The organism is Brachymonas moutaii (nom. illeg.) (genome assembly GCF_049977365.1).
Classification (GTDB): domain Bacteria; phylum Pseudomonadota; class Gammaproteobacteria; order Burkholderiales; family Burkholderiaceae_C; genus Brachymonas.
The window spans coordinates 56,909-76,772 of the sequence record NZ_JBNGEN010000009.1 but is presented as its reverse complement, the minus strand read 5'-3'; the positions used below and the strand labels follow the sequence as shown (position 1 = coordinate 76,772).

At 67.1% G+C, this 19,864-nt stretch carries 19 protein-coding genes; 6 read left to right on the top strand and 13 right to left on the bottom strand.

Translation table 11 applies throughout. From position 1 onward, the window contains the following. The first annotated feature begins 1 nt into the window (after position 1). The 3 genes from ACP2WS_RS10120 to ACP2WS_RS10110 are packed head-to-tail and all read left to right on the top strand — an operon-like array spanning position 2 to position 3,843. Complete coding sequence (locus ACP2WS_RS10120; RefSeq protein ID WP_374493469.1) at positions 2-2,086, top strand: site-specific recombinase; 2,085 nt, start codon at positions 2-4, stop codon at positions 2,084-2,086. Beyond that, complete coding sequence (gene thiL / locus ACP2WS_RS10115; protein WP_426460702.1) at positions 2,083-3,210, top strand: thiamine-phosphate kinase; 1,128 nt, start codon at positions 2,083-2,085, stop codon at positions 3,208-3,210. The genes ACP2WS_RS10120 and thiL overlap by 4 nt, the downstream gene beginning before the upstream one ends. Before the next feature lie 60 nt (positions 3,211-3,270). Beyond that, positions 3,271-3,843 (top strand): phosphatidylglycerophosphatase A family protein, encoded by a 573-nt coding sequence (locus ACP2WS_RS10110; protein ID WP_426460701.1) that lies wholly within the window; start codon positions 3,271-3,273, stop codon positions 3,841-3,843. 45 nt (positions 3,844-3,888) lie between these two features. On the opposite strand, the gene ACP2WS_RS10105 is transcribed toward ACP2WS_RS10110, so the two are convergent. Continuing rightward, positions 3,889-5,274 (bottom strand): DUF445 domain-containing protein, encoded by a 1,386-nt coding sequence (locus tag ACP2WS_RS10105; protein ID WP_374493463.1) that lies wholly within the window; start codon positions 5,272-5,274, stop codon positions 3,889-3,891. Between the two features lie 243 nt (positions 5,275-5,517). Here ACP2WS_RS10105 and cysK point away from each other — a divergent pair, with 243 nt between their 5' ends. Then, complete coding sequence (cysK, locus tag ACP2WS_RS10100) at positions 5,518-6,432, top strand: cysteine synthase A (RefSeq protein ID WP_426460700.1); 915 nt, start codon at positions 5,518-5,520, stop codon at positions 6,430-6,432. Between the two features lie 369 nt (positions 6,433-6,801). After that, a complete protein-coding gene (locus ACP2WS_RS10095; protein ID WP_426460711.1) occupies positions 6,802-7,677 on the top strand; it encodes a UDP-2,3-diacylglucosamine diphosphatase in 876 nt (291 codons plus the stop codon). Between the two features lie 162 nt (positions 7,678-7,839). Here ACP2WS_RS10095 and htpX read toward each other — a convergent pair whose 3' ends face one another. Both htpX and ACP2WS_RS10085 read right to left on the bottom strand, forming a co-directional pair. Continuing rightward, entirely contained in the window at positions 7,840-8,715 is an 876-nt protein-coding gene (gene htpX / locus ACP2WS_RS10090; RefSeq protein WP_374493460.1) for a protease HtpX, read from the bottom strand. Between the two features lie 126 nt (positions 8,716-8,841). Next, on the bottom strand, positions 8,842-9,729 hold the full coding sequence (locus ACP2WS_RS10085; protein ID WP_426460699.1) for a pirin family protein: 888 nt from the start codon (positions 9,727-9,729) through the stop codon (positions 8,842-8,844). 228 nt (positions 9,730-9,957) lie between these two features. Here ACP2WS_RS10085 and ACP2WS_RS10080 point away from each other — a divergent pair, with 228 nt between their 5' ends. After that, positions 9,958-10,902 carry a LysR substrate-binding domain-containing protein gene (locus tag ACP2WS_RS10080; protein ID WP_426460698.1) on the top strand — a complete coding sequence of 315 codons (945 nt, stop codon included), beginning with the start codon at positions 9,958-9,960 and terminating at the stop codon, positions 10,900-10,902. Here the strand turns inward: ACP2WS_RS10080 and ACP2WS_RS10075 are convergent. The 10 genes from ACP2WS_RS10075 to ACP2WS_RS10030 form a co-directional block, all read right to left on the bottom strand. After that, the gene (locus ACP2WS_RS10075; RefSeq protein ID WP_426460697.1) at positions 10,890-11,129 is read right to left on the bottom strand and encodes a DUF2630 family protein; all 240 of its coding nucleotides are present in this window, start codon (positions 11,127-11,129) and stop codon (positions 10,890-10,892) included. The genes ACP2WS_RS10080 and ACP2WS_RS10075 overlap by 13 nt on opposite strands. Before the next feature lie 35 nt (positions 11,130-11,164). After that, positions 11,165-11,611: a thioredoxin TrxC gene (trxC, locus tag ACP2WS_RS10070; protein WP_426460696.1), complete on the bottom strand. Its 447-nt coding sequence runs from the start codon at positions 11,609-11,611 to the stop codon at positions 11,165-11,167. Between the two features lie 51 nt (positions 11,612-11,662). Then, positions 11,663-11,989, bottom strand: a complete 327-nt coding sequence (locus ACP2WS_RS10065; protein WP_426460694.1) for a hypothetical protein — start codon at positions 11,987-11,989, stop codon at positions 11,663-11,665. A 75-nt stretch (positions 11,990-12,064) separates the two neighbouring features. Next, the gene (locus ACP2WS_RS10060) at positions 12,065-12,814 is read right to left on the bottom strand and encodes a VIT1/CCC1 transporter family protein (RefSeq protein ID WP_426460692.1); all 750 of its coding nucleotides are present in this window, start codon (positions 12,812-12,814) and stop codon (positions 12,065-12,067) included. Between the two features lie 114 nt (positions 12,815-12,928). Continuing rightward, the gene (pyrC, locus tag ACP2WS_RS10055) at positions 12,929-13,975 is read right to left on the bottom strand and encodes a dihydroorotase (protein WP_426460690.1); all 1,047 of its coding nucleotides are present in this window, start codon (positions 13,973-13,975) and stop codon (positions 12,929-12,931) included. 130 nt (positions 13,976-14,105) lie between these two features. Beyond that, the gene (locus ACP2WS_RS10050; RefSeq protein WP_374493490.1) at positions 14,106-14,843 is read right to left on the bottom strand and encodes an amino acid ABC transporter ATP-binding protein; all 738 of its coding nucleotides are present in this window, start codon (positions 14,841-14,843) and stop codon (positions 14,106-14,108) included. A gap of 44 nt (positions 14,844-14,887) precedes the next feature. Next, a complete protein-coding gene (locus tag ACP2WS_RS10045; RefSeq protein ID WP_374493445.1) occupies positions 14,888-15,571 on the bottom strand; it encodes an amino acid ABC transporter permease in 684 nt (227 codons plus the stop codon). 1 nt (position 15,572) lies between these two features. Next, positions 15,573-16,331: an amino acid ABC transporter permease gene (locus ACP2WS_RS10040; protein ID WP_426460688.1), complete on the bottom strand. Its 759-nt coding sequence runs from the start codon at positions 16,329-16,331 to the stop codon at positions 15,573-15,575. 303 nt (positions 16,332-16,634) lie between these two features. After that, positions 16,635-17,603, bottom strand: a complete 969-nt coding sequence (locus ACP2WS_RS10035) for an amino acid ABC transporter substrate-binding protein (protein ID WP_426460687.1) — start codon at positions 17,601-17,603, stop codon at positions 16,635-16,637. Between the two features lie 194 nt (positions 17,604-17,797). Next, positions 17,798-19,612 carry an ABCB family ABC transporter ATP-binding protein/permease gene (locus ACP2WS_RS10030; protein WP_426460685.1) on the bottom strand — a complete coding sequence of 605 codons (1,815 nt, stop codon included), beginning with the start codon at positions 19,610-19,612 and terminating at the stop codon, positions 17,798-17,800. Positions 19,613-19,864: the final 252 nt, after the last annotated feature.

The following is a 19,864-nucleotide window of genomic DNA, read 5'->3' as shown; positions in this document are numbered from 1 at the left end:
CATGAAGCACACCGACACTCCTCCCGATCTGCAGCGCCTGCTCGATGCCCTGGATCCGCAGGCGGACATGGTGCATCGCCACCTCTGGCTGTATGACCTGCTGGCCTGGATCCGGGGCGAGGGCCGCGACGTGCAGACCGCCGTCGGCCATGTGCGCCAGATCGTGGCGGCGGCTCAGCGCCAGCCCGACTGGCTGCCGCGCTGGCGGGCGTGGTGGCTGCGCTTTCTCTCCGAAGTGGATGTCACGCCCCTGCTGGCGGATTTTGGCTTTGCGCCGCGCACGGCCTTTCTGAGCGAGCTGCGGCACCGCATCTCGCGCAAGTTCATGCCGGTGACGCCGGAGACGACCGATCTGTCCGAGCTCTTCGAGCTGCTGCTGCCCCACGGCTTCGATGCCCAGTGGCTACGGGCGCTCGACCCGGGCCTGCTCGACCAGCTCGACACGCTGCTGTTTTCGCTGCCGGCGGACCCGCCTGCAGGCGATGCGCCGGTGCAGGCAGTTCCTCCTGCTTCGGCTGCACCGTCCTCCAGGCCCTACGGCGTGCTGAGCTACTGGCAGGGCAAGCTCCTGGAAGCCATCACGTACACGGTGAGCCAGATCACGGCGATCGGGTTCGCCAACGATATCCGGGTGCGCATGACGCACGACGGGCAGACTCTGGAGGCCTTTCACCGCCTGCCGGAAGTGCGCGCACGCTTCAGCCGCACGATCCGGCTCCACGGCCGCGAACCCAGGCTCACGCAGGATGCCGCGCAGGCCCTGCGCCAGCAGCTGCTGGCCTGCCGCGCGGCCATGAGTACGGTGTATGGCCACCTCGACAAGCATGGCGTGTCGGTGGGCATCGTGTTCATGCTGCGCCAGTTCAGGGACCGGGTGCAGCGGGTGCACGACCTGCTCGACTGCCTGCTGAGCGAGGAACCCGACCATGCCAACGTGCGGCTGCTGGCCAAGCTGGTGGTCATCGGCCGCGAGCGGCGCAGTGTGCGCAAGCTCTGGCACCACAATGCCCACCTCGTGGCCTCCAAGATCGCCGAGCGCCATGCGGAAAGCGGCGAGGCCTACATCACCCGCAACACGCACGACTGGCGTGTGCTGTTCGGCCACGCACTCGGCGGCGGCTTCGCGATGGGCTTTGCGGTGTGGACCAAGTTCGTGCTCACGGCCCTGGCGCTGTCGATCTTCTGGAGCGGGCTGGCGGCGGGTCTCAACTACGCGGTAGTGTTCGTGCTCATCCAGCTCCTGCACTGGACCGTGGCCACCAAGCAGCCGGCCGTCACGGCGCCGGCCATGGCGGCACGGCTCAAGGACATGGGCCGGCCCAATGCGGTCGATGGATTCGTCGACGAGGTAGCGCACCTCATCCGCAGCCAGGTGGCGGCCGTGATCGGCAACCTGGTGGCCGTCATGCCGACCGTGCTGCTGCTGTCGGCCGCCCTGCGCCACGTGCTGGGGCACAGCATGATCGCCCCGGCCTATGCGGAAAAGACCCTGCACAGCCTGAGCGTGCTGGGGCCGACCACGCTGTTCGCGGCCGCGACCGGGGTGATGCTGTTTGCCTCCAGCATCATCGCGGGCTGGGCAGAGAACTGGTTCGTGTTCCACCGGCTGGACTCGTCCATTGCCTACCATCCTCGCTCGATTGCCCGGCTGGGGCCGGCGCGCGCCCTGCGCTGGGCCGCCTGGTGGCGACGGAACATCTCGGGGCTGGCAGCCAACATCTCGCTGGGTCTGCTGCTGGGGCTGGTGCCGGCGGTGGCGCTGTTCTTCGGGCTGGAGCTCGAAGTGCGCCACGTGACCATCGCAGCCGGGCAGCTGGCGGCGGCCATCGAGTCGCTGGGCCTGCAGGTGGTGCATCGCACCGACTTCTGGCTGGCAGTGGCAGGCGTAGCGCTGGTGGGGCCGATCAATGTGGGGGTGAGCTTTTACCTGGCGTTCCGCACGGCGCTGACCGCCCATGACGTGCCTCGACTCGACCGCAGACGCATTCGTTCGGCGCTGTTCTACCGGATGCGGCAGGCCCCGCTCACGTTCATGTTCCCGCCCCGCACGCGCAGGTCCGCTCCACCGCCGGATGATGCGGCATGAGCACTCTGCTGTCTCCGCCCCCCCTGCCCGATGCATCTGCCGTGCCCCTGGCCAGCACCGGCACCGGAGAGTTCGCGCTCATTGCCCGCCACTTCGCGCGGCCCGGCCATGCCCTGCACCACACCCTGCTCGGCATCGGAGATGACTGCGCACTCCTGCGCCCGAGGGAGGGCCATGACCTGGCCCTTTCCACCGACATGCTGGTGGCCGGACAGCATTTCTTTGACGATGTGGCGCCGGAGCGCCTGGGCCACAAGGCACTGGCAGTCAACCTGAGTGACCTGGCTGCCAGCGGTGCCCGTCCCCTCGCCTTCAGTCTGGCGCTGGCCCTGCCTGCCGCCGAGGACGACTGGCTGGGCCGCTTTGCCCGGGGACTCCTGACCCTGGCGGATGCCCACGCCTGTGACCTACTCGGCGGCGACACCACGCGCGGCCCGCTCACCCTGAGCCTCACCGTCCTCGGGGAAGTGCCCCGGGGCGCCGCTCTGCTGCGCCGGGGGGCCCAGCCCGGCGACCGGATCTACGCCAGCCACCCCGCCGGGGGCGGACTCGGCGATGCCCGCCTGGCGCTGCACCTGCTTCTGGCCCAGCGGCACCAGCCTCTCCCGGCCGCCGATGCCGACCGCATGGCCCGGCTGCAGGCGCCCCAGTGCCAGGCGCTCCTCGCTGCCACGCGGGACCGGCTGGAATGCCCCCTCCCCCGCGTGGCGCTGGGCATGGCGCTGCGCGGCGTGGCCAGTGCCTGTCTGGATCTGAGTGACGGGCTGCAGGGCGATATCGGCCACCTGCTGGTGGCATCAGGCACAGGAGCCACTTTGCAGGCCTGCCGACCGGACGGCGGGGGGCTGCTGGCGGCTGCGTGTCCCGCCGCCCGGGCGCACGATCCAGACTGGGCGCTGCAGCTCGCCCTGGCTGGCGGCGATGACTACGAACTGCTCTTCACCGCCCCCCCCCATCGACAGGCCGACGTGGCGGCCGCCGCCGCAGCCGCCGGAGTGGCATGCACCTGCATCGGCACCATCGACGCCACACCGGGCCTGCGCTGGACAGACCTGCACGGTCGCACGCACGCCCTGGTCGGACACGGCTTCGACCACTTTGCACCGCCCGCCCCGCGCGGGTGATGCACGCCTCCGTGCGCGCACTGCCGCACTGGCAGTGCGCTGCTCTGCGACAATCGCCCCATGCAAGACTCCCCGTCCCCTTCCGCCGCAGACGGTGCGCCCCGGCGCCCCACCTGGTCCTTCGTCCTCGCCCATCCCGCGCATTTTCTGGGGCTGGGAGCCGGCTCCGGCCTGAGCCCCAAGGCCCCCGGCACGGCAGGCACGCTGTGGGCCTGGGCCGTCTGGGTGCTGCTGCAGGCCGCCGGCCTGTCGCCGGTGTGGGGCGGTGTGCTGGTGGTGGTCAGCATTCCGGTCGGCTGGTGGGCCTGCACCGTGAGTGCGCGGGATCTGCGCATGTCGGACCCCGGCTGCGTAGTCTGGGACGAGGTGGCGGCCTTCTGGCTGATGCTCTGGGTGCTGGAGATCGTGTGGGCGCCTGCACCGTGGAGCCGCGCTGCCTGGCTCTGGCAGCTGGCTGCGTTTGCATCCTTCCGGTTCTTTGATGCGGTCAAGCCGCAGCCCGTGCACTGGGCCGACCAGGTCTTCAAGGGCGGTGGCTGGCGCGGCGGCTGGGGCATCATGTGGGATGACCTGGTGGCGGCGACGTGCGCACTGGCCGTGCTGGCCGTGGGGCACGCCTTCCTGCCCCGGTGACGATTCCGGCCGGAGCATGTCCCTGCCATCGGGCCCGCTGCGGCTTCAGCCTCCCGCCAGGGCAGGCAGCAGATGGAAGCAGGCATACAGCGCCAGCCCGGCCAGCCCCCCGACCAGCGTCCCGTTGAGCCGGATGAACTGCAGGTCACGCCCCACGCTGCGTTCGATCTCCTGCACCATGTAGCGCGCATCCCACTCCTGCACGGTGCGGCGGATGTGCTCCGGCGCCACGTCGCGAAGCCGGTCGGCCAGATGCTCCACCGCAATGCGCAGCTGTGCATTGGCAGCCTGCTGCCAGACCGGATCGGTCCGCAGCCGCTCCCCGAACCGCGCGGCATGCACGGCAAACTGCCGCGCAATGGCGGAGTCGGGATCGTCGAGATCGCGGTGCAGCCACTGGCGAAACCGCGCCCACAGCTCCCGCACATAGCTTTGCAAGGCCGGATGCAGGAGCAGCTGGGTCTTGAGCTGCTGCACCCTGCGCTGCAGATCCTCGTCCGTGTCGAGCCGCGCCACCATGCCGGCCACCTCGTCGCGGTAGCGCACGCGCAGCGGATGCGTGGGGTCGTGCAGCACGTCGAGCAGCTCGTCGATGAGCGCCTGGGCCAGCCGGTCGGCCAGACGGTCGGCAATGTCCTCGGTGTAGTCGAGCTTGTCGGTGAACCAGGTCATGCGGGGGTACTCGCGCCGCGCCATGCCCATCATCTTGTCGGCGATGAGCGTGCGGATGTCGGGAGACCCCACCCACTCGCCGATGCGGGCCAGCGCGGCATCGAGCACGCGCTCGTGATGTCCTCCCTCGGTGAGCTGCTGCACCAGATGGGCCGCGGTGGGCGCGGCGTTCCACTCGTGCAGCTGGCGCTTGACCACGGCCGTGAGATCGCGTTCCACGGCCGGATCGTCCAGCGCCTCCACGGCCTGGGCCGCCCAGCGCCGGAGCTGGCCCGCGAGCGTCTGCACCCGGGCGGGCTCGGACAGAAACTCGCCGAGCTTGCGTGCGGGGTTGAATGCTTCGATGCGCGGCAGCAGCACGCGCTTGTCCAGAAACTTGTCGCGCACGAACTGCGCCAGATTGTCGGCAATGCGCTGCTGGTTGCGCGGAATGATGGCGGTGTGCGGAATCGGCAGTCCCAGCGGATGCCGAAACAGCGCCACGACCGCGAACCAGTCGGCCAGCGCGCCCACGGTGGCCGCCTCGGCAAACGCCCCCACCCATCCCCACACGCCCTGGCGATGGAACACATGGCTGAGTGCGAGCAGCGCCACGGCCCCCAGCAGGGCAGCCAGGGCAATGCGCTTCATGCGGCGCAACTCGCGGGCCTTGTCGCGGGAACGCGCCTCGGCATCGGCCGCAAGCGAGAAGCCCTCCCCCTCCTGCGACGTGGGGACTGCAGGAGAAGGTGCGGCGCTGGAAGGGTCGGAATCGTGCATGGGCCGATTGTGCCCTGCGCCCTCGCCGGGCTTCAAGCCACCCTGCACGACACGCGTCGCCGTGCAGGGGAGAAAACGAGCCTTTCAAATCCCATGAAAACAGTAGGGGAATGGCCAACATGGCGTCGCTGCTGCGGTGTAACTTCATGAGGATTAGTCATAACAAAACCTGCAGAATGATGTCCACCTGCACAAGCCACCCAGATGGGCCCGGCCGGCAGCCCCCTACCGAAAGGACATCCCATGAAAGCCGCATCCGTACTCGACACCATTGGCCGCACGCCGCACATCCGTTTCTCGCGCCTGTTCCCCGAGCGCGAGGTCTGGATCAAGGCCGAACGCTTCAACCCCGCCGGCAGCCTCAAGGACCGCATTGCCCTGAGCATGATCGAGGCCGCCGAGGCTTCCGGACAGCTCAAGCCCGGCGCCACCATCATCGAGCCCACCAGCGGCAACACCGGTGTGGGGCTGGCCATGGTGGCCGCAGTCAAGGGCTATCGGCTCATTCTGGTGATGCCCGAGAGCATGAGCATCGAACGCCGCCGCCTGATGCTGGCCTACGGCGCACAGTTCGACCTCACCCCGCGCGAAAAGGGCATGAAGGGCGCCATCGCCCGCGCCGAGGAACTTGCTGCCCAGACCCCGGGGGCGTGGATTCCGCAGCAGTTCGACAACCCTGCCAACCCCGAGATCCACTCCCGCACCACCGCCCAGGAAATCCTGGCCGACTTCCCCGAGGGGCTCGATGCGCTCGTCACCGGCGTGGGCACGGGCGGCCACCTCACGGGCGTGGCCCGCGTGCTCAAGCAGGCATGGCCGCAGCTCAAGGTGTTTGCCGTGGAACCCACGCAGTCCCCGGTCATCAGCGGCGGCCAGCCCGGCCCCCACCCGCTGCAGGGCATCGGCGCAGGGTTCATCCCGCGCAACCTCGACGTCAGCCTGCTCGACGGCACCATCCAGGTCGATGGCCCGAGCGCCATGGAATACGCCCGGCGGGCCGCCACGCAGGAAGGCCTGCTCGTGGGCATCAGCAGCGGCGCCACCCTGGCCGCCATTGCCCAGAAGCTCCCCGAGCTGCCTGCCCAGGCACGGGTGCTGGGCTTCAACTACGACACGGGAGAGCGCTACCTGTCGATCGACGGCTTCCTCCCCGCCTGAGGACGCACCGGCTGCACACAGCAGCGGCCTGCCCTTCCCCAATCCCCTGCAAGCGGGCCACGGCCTGCTCCTGGAGTGCCGATCCGGCCCTTTCAGGGGCAGGCCGTGTGCATTTCGGGTCGGAGCCCTTCCCCGCGGCAGGCCTGGGGCGCTGGCGCCACGTCACGCCGGTTTCATCGTTCTGCCACACGACCATCACAGGAGCTTGCCACCATCCCCTGCATGACACGGCCCGGATGCACCCTCCCCTCCTTCGCCCCCGCACGCGCCCTCCTCTCTGCCCCCGTGGCGGCACGGACGATGCCGGACCCCAGCGCCCCTGGCGATGCAGCCCCCCGCCCGCATGCGCCTTCGTCTCCCGAAGACGCCATGCCGGTACGACGCTTTCGCACCCTGTGGATTTCGGACGTGCACCTCGGCCTGCCGGACTGCCAGGCCCATGCCCTGCTGCATTTCCTGCGCCACACCGACAGTGAAACCCTGTACCTCGTCGGCGACATCATCGACGGCTGGCAGCTGCGACGCTCATGGCACTGGCCGCAGACCCACAACGACGTGGTGCAGAAGCTGCTGCGCAAGGCCCGCAAGGGCACCCGGGTGATCTACATCCCCGGCAACCACGACGAATTCGCGCGCACCTACGGCAACAACAACTTCGGTGGCATCGAGGTGGCCGAAGACTGGCTGCACACCACTGCCGATGGCCGCCGGCTGTGGATCACGCATGGCGATCTGTTCGACGGCGTGATCCAGTGCGCTCGCTGGCTGGCCTATGTCGGCGACAGCCTGTACGAATTCACCCTGCGCCTCAACCGCCACCTCAACTCGCTGCGGGCGCGGCTCGGGCTGCCCTACTGGTCGCTGTCCCAGTACCTCAAGCTCAAGCTCAAGGTCAAGCGAGCCGTGAGCTACGTGAGCGACTTCGAGCATGCCGTGGCACGCGAAGCCCGCCGCCGCGGGGCCGATGGCGTCGTCTGCGGCCACATCCACCATGCCGAGCTGCGCGACATGGATGGCCTGCTCTACGCCAACGACGGCGACTGGGTAGAAAGCCTCACCGCCCTGGCCGAGCACCCCGACGGCCGGCTCGAAATCCTGCACTGGGCCGAAGTGATGGCCCTCATGACCCCGGCTGCACCACCCACCCGCTCCCGCGCACCCCGGGCGTCCCGCAGGCAGCAGCAGCCCCAGCCGGTCACGGCAAGCGCTTCCGTCGCCCCCGCGGCCGAAACGCTCCCTTCCTGAGCGCTCACCGCCCACCTCGGGCAACGGGGCCCCACAAAGAAGCCGCAGGGTCTTGTGCGCCCCTGCGGCTTGTTCGCTGTCCGGTGGTCTGGCCGACCCGGTATCTGCTGCCCGATCACCAAGGCCCCGCAAGGGGCCTGTGGCATCCCACACGCCTGCCGCTCATCCCTGCAGCTTCTGGAGCGCCGCGATGCGCACCTCCAGCGGCGGGTGGCTGGCAAACAGCTCGCCCAGCCCCCCGGCAATGCCGAAGGCCTGCATGCCCTTGGGCAGCTCGCCCGGCTGCATCCCACCAAGGCGCTGCAGTGCATGGATCATGGGGGTGCGATTGCCCAGCAGACGGGCCGACCCGGCATCGGCCCGAAACTCGCGCTGGCGGCTGAACCAGGCCACGATGATCGAGGCCAGAAATCCGAACAGAATGTCGAGCACGATGGTGGTGATGGTGTAGGCAATGCCCGGCCCGGACTCGCTGTCGCTGTTGCGGCGCAGGGCCCCGTCGACCAGCGAACCGATCACCCGGCTCAGGAACACCACGAAGGTGTTCACCACCCCCTGAACCAGCGTGAGCGTGACCATGTCGCCGTTGGCCACGTGGGAGATTTCATGGCCGAGCACGGCCTGGATTTCTTCCCTGGTCATGCCCTGCAGCAGGCCCGTGGACACCGCCACCAGAGCCGAATTCTTGAACGCGCCCGTGGCAAAGGCGTTGGCCTCGCCCTCGTAGATCCCCACCTCAGGCATGGCAATGCCGGCACGGTCAGCCAGCTGGCGCACGGTCTCGACGATCCAGGCCTCGTCGGCATTGGAAGGCTGGTCGATCATGTGCAGCCCCATGGTGGCCTTGGCCATGGGCTTGCTCATCAGCAGCGAGATGATCGCGCCGGTGAAGCCGACGATGAACGAAAACGCCAGCAGCATGCCGTAGTTGACGCCCTGCGCCGTGAGGTAGCGGTTGACCCCCAGCAGGCTGGTCACGATGCCCAACGTGGCCACCACAGCCACGTTGGTGAGCAGGAACAGGATGATGCGTTTCATGAGGTCCTCGTCCTGTCACGGAAACAGGCGAGGCGCACCATGCGCCCCGCCTTTCGGCGACAGAACCTTCCATATCGGGAAGATCCCCGCAATTTCAAGACGGCTGCGGTGCCGGACGCCGGGCCGTCATTCGTCCATGCGGCCGAAGCGTCCCTGCTGGAGGTCGTCGATCGCCTGCACGATCTCCTCGCGCGTGTTCATCACAAAGGGGCCATAGCCCACCACCGGCTCGTCGATGGGTTCGCCGGAGAGCAGCAGCAGATGCACGTCCGCACCCCCCTGGGCCTGCAGCGTCACGTCCGTGCCCTCGGTGGTGAGGGTGGCCATCTCGGCGGCTTCGAGCGTGGCCTGGCCCTGCACGCCCAGCTCCCCGCTGCGCACCACCAGCAGCGTCGTCCAGCCCTCGGGCTGCGGCAGGGACACGGTAGCCCCGGCAGCGAGCGTCACGTCCCAGACCCGCATCGGGGTATGGGTGAGGGCCGGCCCCTGCTGCCCGGCGAACTCGCCCGCCACGAGGCGCATCGTGCCCGCGCCGCCCGGCAGCGCCACCTCGGGGATGCGGTCGGCGGTGATGGCCTGGTAGCGCGGCGGTGTCAACTTGTCGCGGGCAGGCAGATTGACCCAGAGCTGGATCATCTCGAACGGCCCTCCGGTGCGGCTGTAGCGCTCGGAATGGAATTCCTCGTGCATCAATCCAGCCCCTGCCGTCATCCACTGCACATCGCCCTTGCCGATGACGCCTCCGCCCCCGGCCGAATCGCGGTGCTCCACCTCCCCGTCGTACACCAGAGTCACAGTCTCGAAGCCCCGGTGCGGGTGCTGGCCCACGCCGCGACGGTAGCCCGTGTGGGGCTCAAAGGCACAGGGCGCCGCATAGTCGAGCAGCAGGAAGGGGCTGCGCGCAGGCACCTGTGCGCCGTTGTAGTCGAACATGCCATGGACGGGAAAGCCGTCTCCCACCCAGTGGCGCGCGGGGGCACGGCGGGTAGCAACGATGCGTTTGGAATCGGTCATGAAAAGGTGTCCTTTCGGTTCTGTAGAGGCAGAGAAAGCCCCGCGCCACGCGGCCCGGATGTCGCCGCGTCGCAGGCCCTGCCCTCGCGGAAGCCGCCCACCGGCTCCGCTGTCATGCTCCGTACATGCTGCCTGCAGGCCCTGCCACAAGGCGCCATGGTGGTCTTCAGCGTTCCATGCGTGGAACGATAATGGCGAGCCATGCCTTCGATTGCCAGGACTCGCTCCATGACCGATCTCAATGCCTATGCCTACTTTGCCGCCGTGGTAGAGCACGGGGGCTTTGCCGCGGCCAGCAGGGTGCTGGGAATTCCCAAATCCCGCCTGAGCCGCCACGTCGCCCTGCTGGAAGCTCGACTGGGGGTGCGACTGCTGCAGCGCAGCACACGCCGCTTTGCACTGACCGACACGGGAGCTGCACTGCTCCCTCATTGCCGGGCGCTGGTGGCCGAGGCCCGGGTAGCAGAATCCCTGGCTGCCAGCCGCACGGTGGAACCGCTGGGGCGGGTGCAGCTGTCGTGCCCGCCCGCGCTGCTCGGCCATGCGGCCCAGGCCATGCTCGACACCTTCCTGCACCGCTGGCCCGGCGTGCAGCTGCGCGTGACGGCCACCAACCGCAATGTCGATGTGTGGGAAGACGGCGTGGACGTCGCGCTGCGCGTGCGTCCCCAGGATGCGGCCCTGCCTGCCGAAGAGATCGTTCGCCCTCTCGCGCTCAGTCCCCATCTGCTGGTGGCAGCGCCCGCGGTGCTGCAGCACCGCTCTACGCCCCTGCATCCGCGCGACCTCGGAGACTTTCCCGCCCTCGGGCTGGGCAACTCACCGGAAGCCCATCGCTGGAGCCTGCGGAATGCGGCGGACGAACCGCAGGAAGTGCTGGTCACGCCCCGCCTGGTCGTGGACGACATGCAGCCGCTGCTGCAGGCGGCACTGGATGGACTCGGCTGCGCCGTATTGCCCAGGCTGTTCGTGCACGAAGCCCTCCAGCAAGGCACGCTGGTGCAGGTGCTGCCCGGGTGGCATGCCCCCACCGGGGTCATCCAGGCAGCCTATGCCTCCCGCCAGGGCATGCGTCCCGCCGTGCGGGAACTGCTCGATCATCTGGCACAGGGTTTTCGGGAGCTGGCCCGGCAGGGGCGCTGCCTGTTGCCGCCAGAGGCTCAGCCGGTATAGCGCTCCACCGTCCCCGCATCGCGCACCGAGGCTGCGTCGGGGTTCTCGCCGAACTCCTGCCGCGCCCGGCGCTGGCGCAGCAGATCCCAGCACTGATCCAGCTGCTCCTGCAGATGCCGCAGCCGTGCATGTTCGGCCTCGGGCTTGACGGGCTTGTCGCGCAGGGCCTTTTCCTCTGTCACCAATCTGTCGATGTAGTCGAGGATCTTTTCGTTCCTGTCTTCCATGGGGTTCTCCAATCGAGGGGGAAAAACGCTGCTGCTTACCGTGGCAGATGGGACTGCACCCACTGCACGATCTGTGCCGGCGACGTGAGCGCCCCCGACTGGCGTGCCACTTCACGGCCTCCGACAAACAGCGCCAGAGTAGGGATGCTGCGGATCTGGTGCCTGGCGCCCAGCGTCTGGGCCGCCTCCGTGTTGACCTTGGCCACCTGAACGTGGGGCTCCAGCAGCTGGGCAGCCTGCTCGTAGGCAGGGGCCATCATGCGGCAGGGACCGCACCAGGGCGCCCAGAAATCCACCACCACCGGAATCTGGCTCCGGGAGATGTGTCGATCGAAGGTGGCCTCGTCATCGAGCGCCACCGGGTGCCCTGTGAACAGGGGCTGATGGCACTTGCCGCAGTCGGGCGACTGTCCGAGCTGCTCGGGGGCGATGCGGTTGGTGGTATGACAGTGGGGGCACACAATGTGCAGGGATTCGCTCATGAAGGGATGCTCCTTGAAGCCTTGAAGAAGTGCAATGGCAGTCCACCCAGCTCAGACCGGCGGCGTCGCTCCTGGCGCCACCGGACGGCGCACACGGCCGATGAGCTCGCGCGCCTCCATTTCGGCACCGGCAGCGGTATCGAGCGGACTGCGGCACAGACCCGCTGCGTCGTAGTGCAGGTTCTCGTACACCACGGCAGCTGCAGGGCTGGCCGCGAGCAGCGGCTCCCAGTTCACGGAAGGATCGGCCAGCAGACCGGCGAGCCGGTCCACGACCAGTTGGTATTGATGCGCATCCACCGAGGGACTGGCGTCCAACCGTTCCAGCAGTTGTGCCAGCACGGCCGCGGTGCGCGAGGGTGCTTGCAGGGTATTCATGCCTCGCAGGTGGAGCCTGCTGCGGGCTTTGCAAGACCCGTGTACCCCTCGTGTACTCCTCCCAGAGCTGCCGTGTCAGCCCGGCAGCTGTCCCCCCACGAGTCTGCCGATGGCATAGGTCACACCCATGGCCAGAATGCCGCCGACCACGTTGCGGATCGTGGCCACCACCACGGGGGCCTGCCCCAGCCGGGCCGACACCATCCCGGTGACCGACAGCGCGACCGTCACTGCCAGGGCGGTGATGGGCACCGCATGTGCGAGCGGCACCAGCAATACCGACAGCAGCGGCACCAGCGCCCCGATGGCAAAGGCCAGTGCCGATGCCAGCGCAGCCTGCAGGGGGTTGGTGTAGGCCCCGGGCTTGATGCCCAGCTCGATCTCGGAATGCGCAGCCAGCGCATTGTGGCGCGTCATCTCGCGCGCGGCCTGGTGAGCCACGTCATGGCTCATGCCCTTCTGTTCGAGCAGGCGCGTGAGCTCTTCCAGCTCCTGAGCCGGCAGCTCGTCGAGCTCGGTGCGTTCCAGCGCCACGGCGGCCTGTTCGGTGTCGCGCTGCGTGCTCACCGATACATACTCGCCCGCCGCCATCGACAGCGCCCCCGACACCAGCCCCGCGATCCCCGCCGTCAGCAGGGCCGCATGGCTGGATGTGGCGCCCGCCACCCCCAGCACCAGCCCGGCGGTCGAGACGATGCCGTCGTTGGCGCCCAGCACGCCGGCGCGCAGCCAGTTGAGCCGATCCGAGATGCCGCTCGACAGGGCATCGAACTCGGCATGGGTGCGCCGACTGGAAGCCGGAACATGGGGGCCTGGGGTATGCATGGCATCTCCGTAGAGGGGAAATTCAGGAAAATCGGATCATCCAGAGGGCCGGCGCAGGAGCAGAAGACGAGGCCGGGTCATCGGCCATCGACTATCCGGCCTGCAGAAAAGCGCTCAGCCCACCACGCGCCAGTGCAGCAGCTCGCCTGCCTCCAGCGGTTTCACATCGGCATCGCCGAAGGGGTAGCTGTCGGGCACGCGCCAGTCCTCGCGCGCCAGCGTCAGCGTGGAGGCATTGCGGGGCAGTCCATAGAAGTCGGGGCCATGGAAGGAGGCAAAGGCTTCGAGCCGGTCGAGCGCCCCTGCCGCATCGAAGGCGGTGGCATACAGCTCCATGGCGGCCGGCGCGGTGTAGCAGCCCGCGCATCCGCTGGCGTTTTCCTTCAGCGCTGCGGCATGGGGGGCGCTGTCGGTTCCCAGGAAGAAACGGGGAGAGCCGCTGGTGGCTGCCGCCACGAGGGCCTGGCGATGCTGCTCGCGCTTGAGCACCGGCAGACAGTAGTAGTGCGGGCGGATACCCCCCATGAACAGCGCATTGCGGTTGTAGAGCAGATGGTGCGCGGTGATGGTGGCCGCAGTATGGGCGTCGGATTCGCGCACGTAATCGGCTGCCTCGCGCGTGGTGATGTGCTCGAACACCACCTTGAGTTCCGGAAAGTCACGCCGCAGCGGCTGCATCACGCGCTCGATGAACACGGACTCGCGATCGAAGATGTCCACGGCAGGATCGGTCACCTCGCCATGCACCAGCAGCAGCAGTCCGTGGCGCTGCATGGCCTCGAGCGTGGCGTAGGTCTTGCGGATGTCGGTCACGCCGGCATCGCTGTTGGTGGTCGCACCGGCCGGATACAGCTTGAACGCCACCACACCCGCCTCCCTGGCACGCGCCACCTCGTCGGGGGAGGTGTTGTCGGTCAGGTACAGAGTCATGAGCGGCTCGAAGTGCACCCCTGCCGGCACGGCGGCCAGCACCCGCTCGCGGTAGGCCTGCGCCTGCGCAGCCGTGGTCACAGGTGGCCGCAGATTGGGCATGATGATGGCGCGCGCAAACTGCGCTGCCGTATGCGGCACCACGGTCTGCAGCGCGGCGCCATCGCGCACGTGCAGGTGCCAGTCGTCGGGACGGGTGATGGTGAGGGTCTGGGAGGCAGAGGTGTTCATGCCGGCATTGTCCCATCAATGCCCACCCCCACCAAGCACACCGGCGCCCGAAGGCGCCGGCAGAACGGACGGCATGGACAAGCACGGCACACTCCCTGGCGATGCGCCCCGCCCGGCACAATCCACAGACTCAGTGGTTGAGAATCTTGCTCAGGAAGTCCTTGGTGCGAGGCTGACGCGCATCCGGATTGCCGAAGAATTCGTCGCGGCTGCAGTCCTCCAGGATCTTGCCCCCCACGTCCATGAAGATCACCCGATGGCTGACCTTGCGGGCAAAGCCCATCTCGTGCGTGACGCACATCATGGTCATGCCTTCGTTGGCGAGCTTGACCATCACGTCGAGCACCTCTCCCACCATCTCTGGATCGAGGGCGGAGGTAGGCTCGTCGAACAGCATCACGATGGGATCCATGCTCAGGGCGCGGGCAATGGCCACACGCTGCTGCTGGCCGCCCGAGAGCTGGCCCGGGAACTTGTCCTTGTGCGCCAGCAGACCCACCCGGTCGAGCATCTTGAGACCGCGCTCGCGGGCTTCGTTCTTGCCGCGCCCGAGCACCTTGATCTGTGCCAGCGTGAGGTTGTCGGTCACGCTCAGGTGCGGGAACAGCTCGAAATGCTGGAACACCATGCCGACCCGGCTGCGCAGCCGGGGCAGATCGGTGCGGGCATCATGGAGCGCCTGCCCGTCGACGTAGATCTCGCCCTTCTGGATGGGTTCGAGCCCGTTGATGGTCTTGATGAGGGTGGACTTGCCCGAGCCGGACGGACCACAGACCACCACCACCTCCCCCTTGCGGATATCGGTGGAACACTCGTTGAGCACCTGCACGGAACCGTACCACTTGCTCACGTTCTTGAGTTGGATCATGGGAGTATCACTCACGGAATTTCTCCTTGCCTGCCACCGCGCAGTCAGCGGATGATGGCGATTTTCTTGTTGATGTGCTTGACGAAGGTCGACAGGCCGAAGCTGATCACGAAGTACGTCACGGCCGCCAGCAGATAGGACTCCACCACGCCGTATTCGCGGCCCGCGAGCTGGAAGCCCTTGAGCAGGTCATACGCGCCGATGGCATACACGAGGGACGTGTCCTGGAACAGAATGATGATCTGCGTGAGGAACACCGGCAGCATGTTGCGGAAGGCCTGCGGCAGGATCACCAGCCGCATGTTCTGGGCATAGGTCATGCCCAGCGCCTGTCCCGCGAAGATCTGCCCCCGCGGAATCGACTGGATCCCGGCACGGACGATCTCGGCAAAGTACGCCGCCTCGAAGGCCACAAAGGTCAGGATGGCCGACACCTCCTTGCGGCTGCCCGACGGCACGTCGAGCGCGTTGTAGACGCTGGCCGGCACGAGCAGGAAGAACCACAGAATCACCATCACCAGCGGGATGGAGCGCATGCCGTTGATGTAGATGGTTGCCGGAATGTGCAGCAGGCGATGGCTGGAGAGCCGCATGAGCGCGAGCACCGTGCCGAGCACAATGCCGCCCACGGTCGAGATGACGGTCAGCTCCACGCTGAAATACAGCCCCTTGAGGATGTACTGCGAGATGACCTGCCAGGTGTAGACGCTGAAGTCGAGATGCAGCATGTCAGTGTCCTCCCGCCACGATCAGGCCGGGCACGCGGGTGCGCCGCTCGATGAAGGCCATGATGCGGTTGATGGCCAGGGCCGTCAGCACGTAGAGCCCCGTCACGGCCAGATAGATCTCGGTGCCGCGTGCGGTCTCTTCCTGGGCCTGCATGGCGAACATGGTGAGCTCGGAGATCGACACCGCAAAGGCCACGGCCGAGTTCTTGACGATGTTCATCGACTCGCTCGTGAGCGGCGGCACGATGATGCGAAACGCCATGGGCAGCAGCACATAGCGGTAGCTCTGCCATGTGCTCATGCCGAGCGCAAGCGCCGCGTTCCGCTGCCCGCGCGGCAGCGCCAGAATGCCCGAGCGCATCTGCTCTGCGATCCGCGACGAGGTAAAGAGACCGAGCGCCAGCACCACCATCACAAAGCCCGGCAGCGCCTTGAGCGGCGGCACGAGTGCCGGCACCACGAAGTACCACAGGAATATCTGCACCAGCAGCGGCACGTTGCGGAACAGCTCCACCCACACATTGCCCAGCATGGCCAGCAGCCGGTTGCCCGGCCGGTCCTGGGGCAGGGTTCGCAGGGTCCCCACCACCACGCCGACGGCGAGCGCCAGCACCAGCGAACACACCGACACGGAGATGGTCCACCCCCATGCCGACAGCATCCAGTTCAGGTAGGTGGTGACATCGCCATGCCCATAGCATCCCGGGACCACATCCCCCGTCAGGGTATCCCGGCAGAAAACTTGCCAATCCCAACTCATGGCATTGCCTTTCCGTCATGTTCAAGAAATGCTCCCCGTCTCGTGAACGAAGAGTCCCGACGCATGCAGGTCCGCAGAGAGTTCCCTCCCGGACGCATCCGTCTGCAGGCCAGGCGCATCCTGTGCACCTCTGCCCGGCCCCCATGGGGCTTGCCCGCCATGGCATCGGGCCCCGCGCACGCATTGGGGGAGCCAGGTGTCATGGAGCTCCGGTACAGGGCCTCTTCCTTTAGGGGGAGGCCCTGCTGCCGGAAACGGCCCGGGAACCAGGGAAAGCAGCTCCCCTGATCCCCCGCGCCGGGCTTACTTCTGCTGGTAGTCTTCCATCGGCTTGTTGTTGGGATGCGCCCATGCATCCTTGGTGCTGGCCGACAGCGGCAGGCCGATGACCGCATTGTTCGGCGGGATCGGCTGCATGAACCACTTGGTGTAGAGCTTCTCGAGCGATCCGTCCTTGATCTGGCGTTCGATCGAATCGTTGACCGCCTTGCGGAATTTCTCGTCGCCCTTGGGCAGCATGCAGGCGATCGGCTCGACCGACAGCACCTGGGTCAGGATCTTGTAGTCCTTGGGCGTCTTGGACTTGGAAATGTTGGCCGCCAGAATGGAGGCATCCATCACGAAGGCGTCGGCGCGGCCGGATTCGAGCATCAGGAAGCTGTCGGCATGGTCCTTGCCCATCACTTCCTTGAAGTTCATGCTCTTGGCATGCTCGTTCTTGCGCAGGGTCTGCACGGACGTGGTGCCCGTGGTGGTAACCACGGTCTTGCCGTTGAGGTCCTCGATGCTGTTGATGCCGGAGTTGGCCTTGGTGGCGATGCGCACTTCCTCGACATAGGTGGTGTCGGCAAAGTCGGCGTCCTTCTGGCGGGCCTTGTTGTTGGTGGTGGAGCCGCACTCGAAGTCGATGGTGCCGTTCTGCAGCAGCGGAATGCGGTTCTGCGAGGTGATCGGCTGGTAGTTGATCTTGAGGGCGGACATGCCGAGATCCTTCTTCAGGTCGTCGACGATGCGCTCGGCCATCTCGGTGTGGAAGCCCACGTACTTGCCGTTGCCCAGGGTGTAGCCCAGGCCCGAGGACTCACGCACCCCGAGGTTGACCACGCCGCTGGACTTGATCTTGGCCATGGTGTCGGCCGCGCGGGCCGGGGCAGCCGAGCCGGTGGCCGATGCGCCGGACGCACCAGATGCGGGCGTATCTTTCTGACCGCACCCGGTCAGTGCCAGAACCAGTGCGCCTGCAGCGGCGGCAATCAGGTATTTCTTGTGCATCAGTCTCTCTCCTGGATTCAAGGGATGGAATGGAATGGCGCAAATGTCGTGCAGAAACATAAGCCTACACGAATCTTACAAACGCACACATTCGCGAGTGTACCGTCATCTGGCGCCGGTTTCTTATTCTGATATGCACATATCGCGCCAACATGCAGCCGGCGCCGCTCTTTTCTGCGGGTTTTCCCTGACGATCACTCCTGCTGCGTGCTCTGCTGGAGCGCCCACATGGCGGCATAGCGCCCGCCCTGGGCGAGCAGCCCGGCGTGGGTCCCGCGTTCCACGATGCGGCCATGGTCGAGCACCAGAATCTCGTGGGCATCGACGACCGTGGACAGGCGGTGGGCAATCACGAGCGTGGTTTTGTTGTCGGCCACGGCGTGCAGCTCGTGCTGGATGGCCCGCTCGGTGGCGGAATCGAGGGCGGAGGTGGCCTCGTCGAGCACCATGATCGGAGGGTTCTTGAGCAGGGCCCGCGCGATCGCCACCCGCTGCTTCTCTCCTCCCGAGAGCTTGAGGCCGCGCTCGCCCACCATGGTGTCATAGCCCCTGGGCAGGCTCGCCACGAAGTCGTGGATGCGTGCAGCACGCGCTGCGTCTTCGATCTCCTCGCGCGTGGCCCCGACCCGGCCATAGGCGATGTTGTAGGCCACGGTGTCATTGAAGAGCACCGTGTCCTGCGGCACGATGCCGATGGCCCGCCGCAGACTGTCCTGCGTCACGCCCCGGAGGTCCTGCCCATCCACCGTGATACGGCCGCCGGTCACGTCATAGAAGCGGTACAGCAGCCGTGACAGCGTCGACTTGCCAGCCCCCGAGTGCCCCACCACCGCCACGGTCCGCCCAGCCGGAATGGTGAAGTCGACCTCGTGCAGGATGGGACGCTCCGGATCGTAGGCAAAACTCACCCGCTCGAAGCACACCGTGGGCAGTCCCGATTCCGTGCGCAACTCGGAAGCCCCGGGCGCATCGACGATCTCGCACGGCGTGTCGATGAGCGAGAACATGCGGTCCAGATCGGTCAGGCTCTGCCGGATCTGCCGGTACAGCACCCCCAGAAAGTTCAGCGGCACATAGAGCTGGATCATGAAGGCATTCACCATCACCAGATCGCCGATGGTGAGCCGCCCGGCGGCCACCCCTTGCGACGCCCGCCACAGAATGGCCACCAGTGCCGTGGCGATGATGAGCTGCTGCCCGCTGTTGAGCAGACTCAGCGACCCCTGGCTCTTCACGGCCGCAGCGAAGTAGGCTCTCAGGCCCCGGTCGTAGCGACGCGCCTCCCACTCCTCGTTGTTGAAGTACTTGACCGTCTCGTAGTTGAGCAGCGCATCGACCGCATGGGTCTGCGCCACGGATTCCAGCCGGTTCATCTCGCGCCGGAAATGGTTGCGCCACTCCGTCACGCTCACCGTGAAGCCGATATAGGCCACCAGAGCCGTCAGCGTGATCCAGACAAAGGCGGCATCGAACCGAATGGCCAGGATCGCCAGCACCAGTCCTACCTCGACCAGCGTAGGGATGATGCTGTAGAGCGAAACCGAGATCAGCCCCCGCACGGCAGCGGCGCCGCGCTCGACATCGCGCGTCATGCCGCCCGTCTGGCGATCGAGGTGAAAGCGCAGGCTGAGCCGGGTGAGATGCCGGAACACCTGCAGCGCAATGCTGCGCGCGGCGCCCTCGGTCGCCGGTGCAAACATCCATTCGCGCACCTCGGTGAACACCGTCGTGGCCAGCCGCAACAGGCCATAGGCCACGAGCAGGCCCACGGGCACCACCACCATGCCAGAGGCGCTGCCCGGATGCACGTTGAGCGCATCCACGAGCTGCTTGAGCAGAATGGGCACCCCGATATTGGCCAGCTTGGCCCCCACCATGAAGCCCAGCGCCACCGCCACCCGCCACCGGTACTGCCACAGATAGGGCAGCAGGCGCCGCAGCGTCTGCCAGTCGCTGCGCGTTGCACCGGGCCGTGCAGGCAATTCCTCATACTGCATCGCGCGTCCCATGCCTCGCATGCCTGATCTCCCCATGAATCGATGTGTCGGTGGTGCCTATGGCAAAAGCACCGTCACAGCATTCCGGGACAGTGCACAGCCCTCCATTGTCCCCGCAAACACAGGTCCCCCTCTCCCCCGTTCCGGGCTCCGGAGCCCGGCCAGATCATGGACACCGCTGCGGGAAATAGGGCCGTCTCCTCCGCACTTCCTGCGAATTGGGCACAATCAGAGACGTATCGCGCAAGAAAGGCCTGCACACCA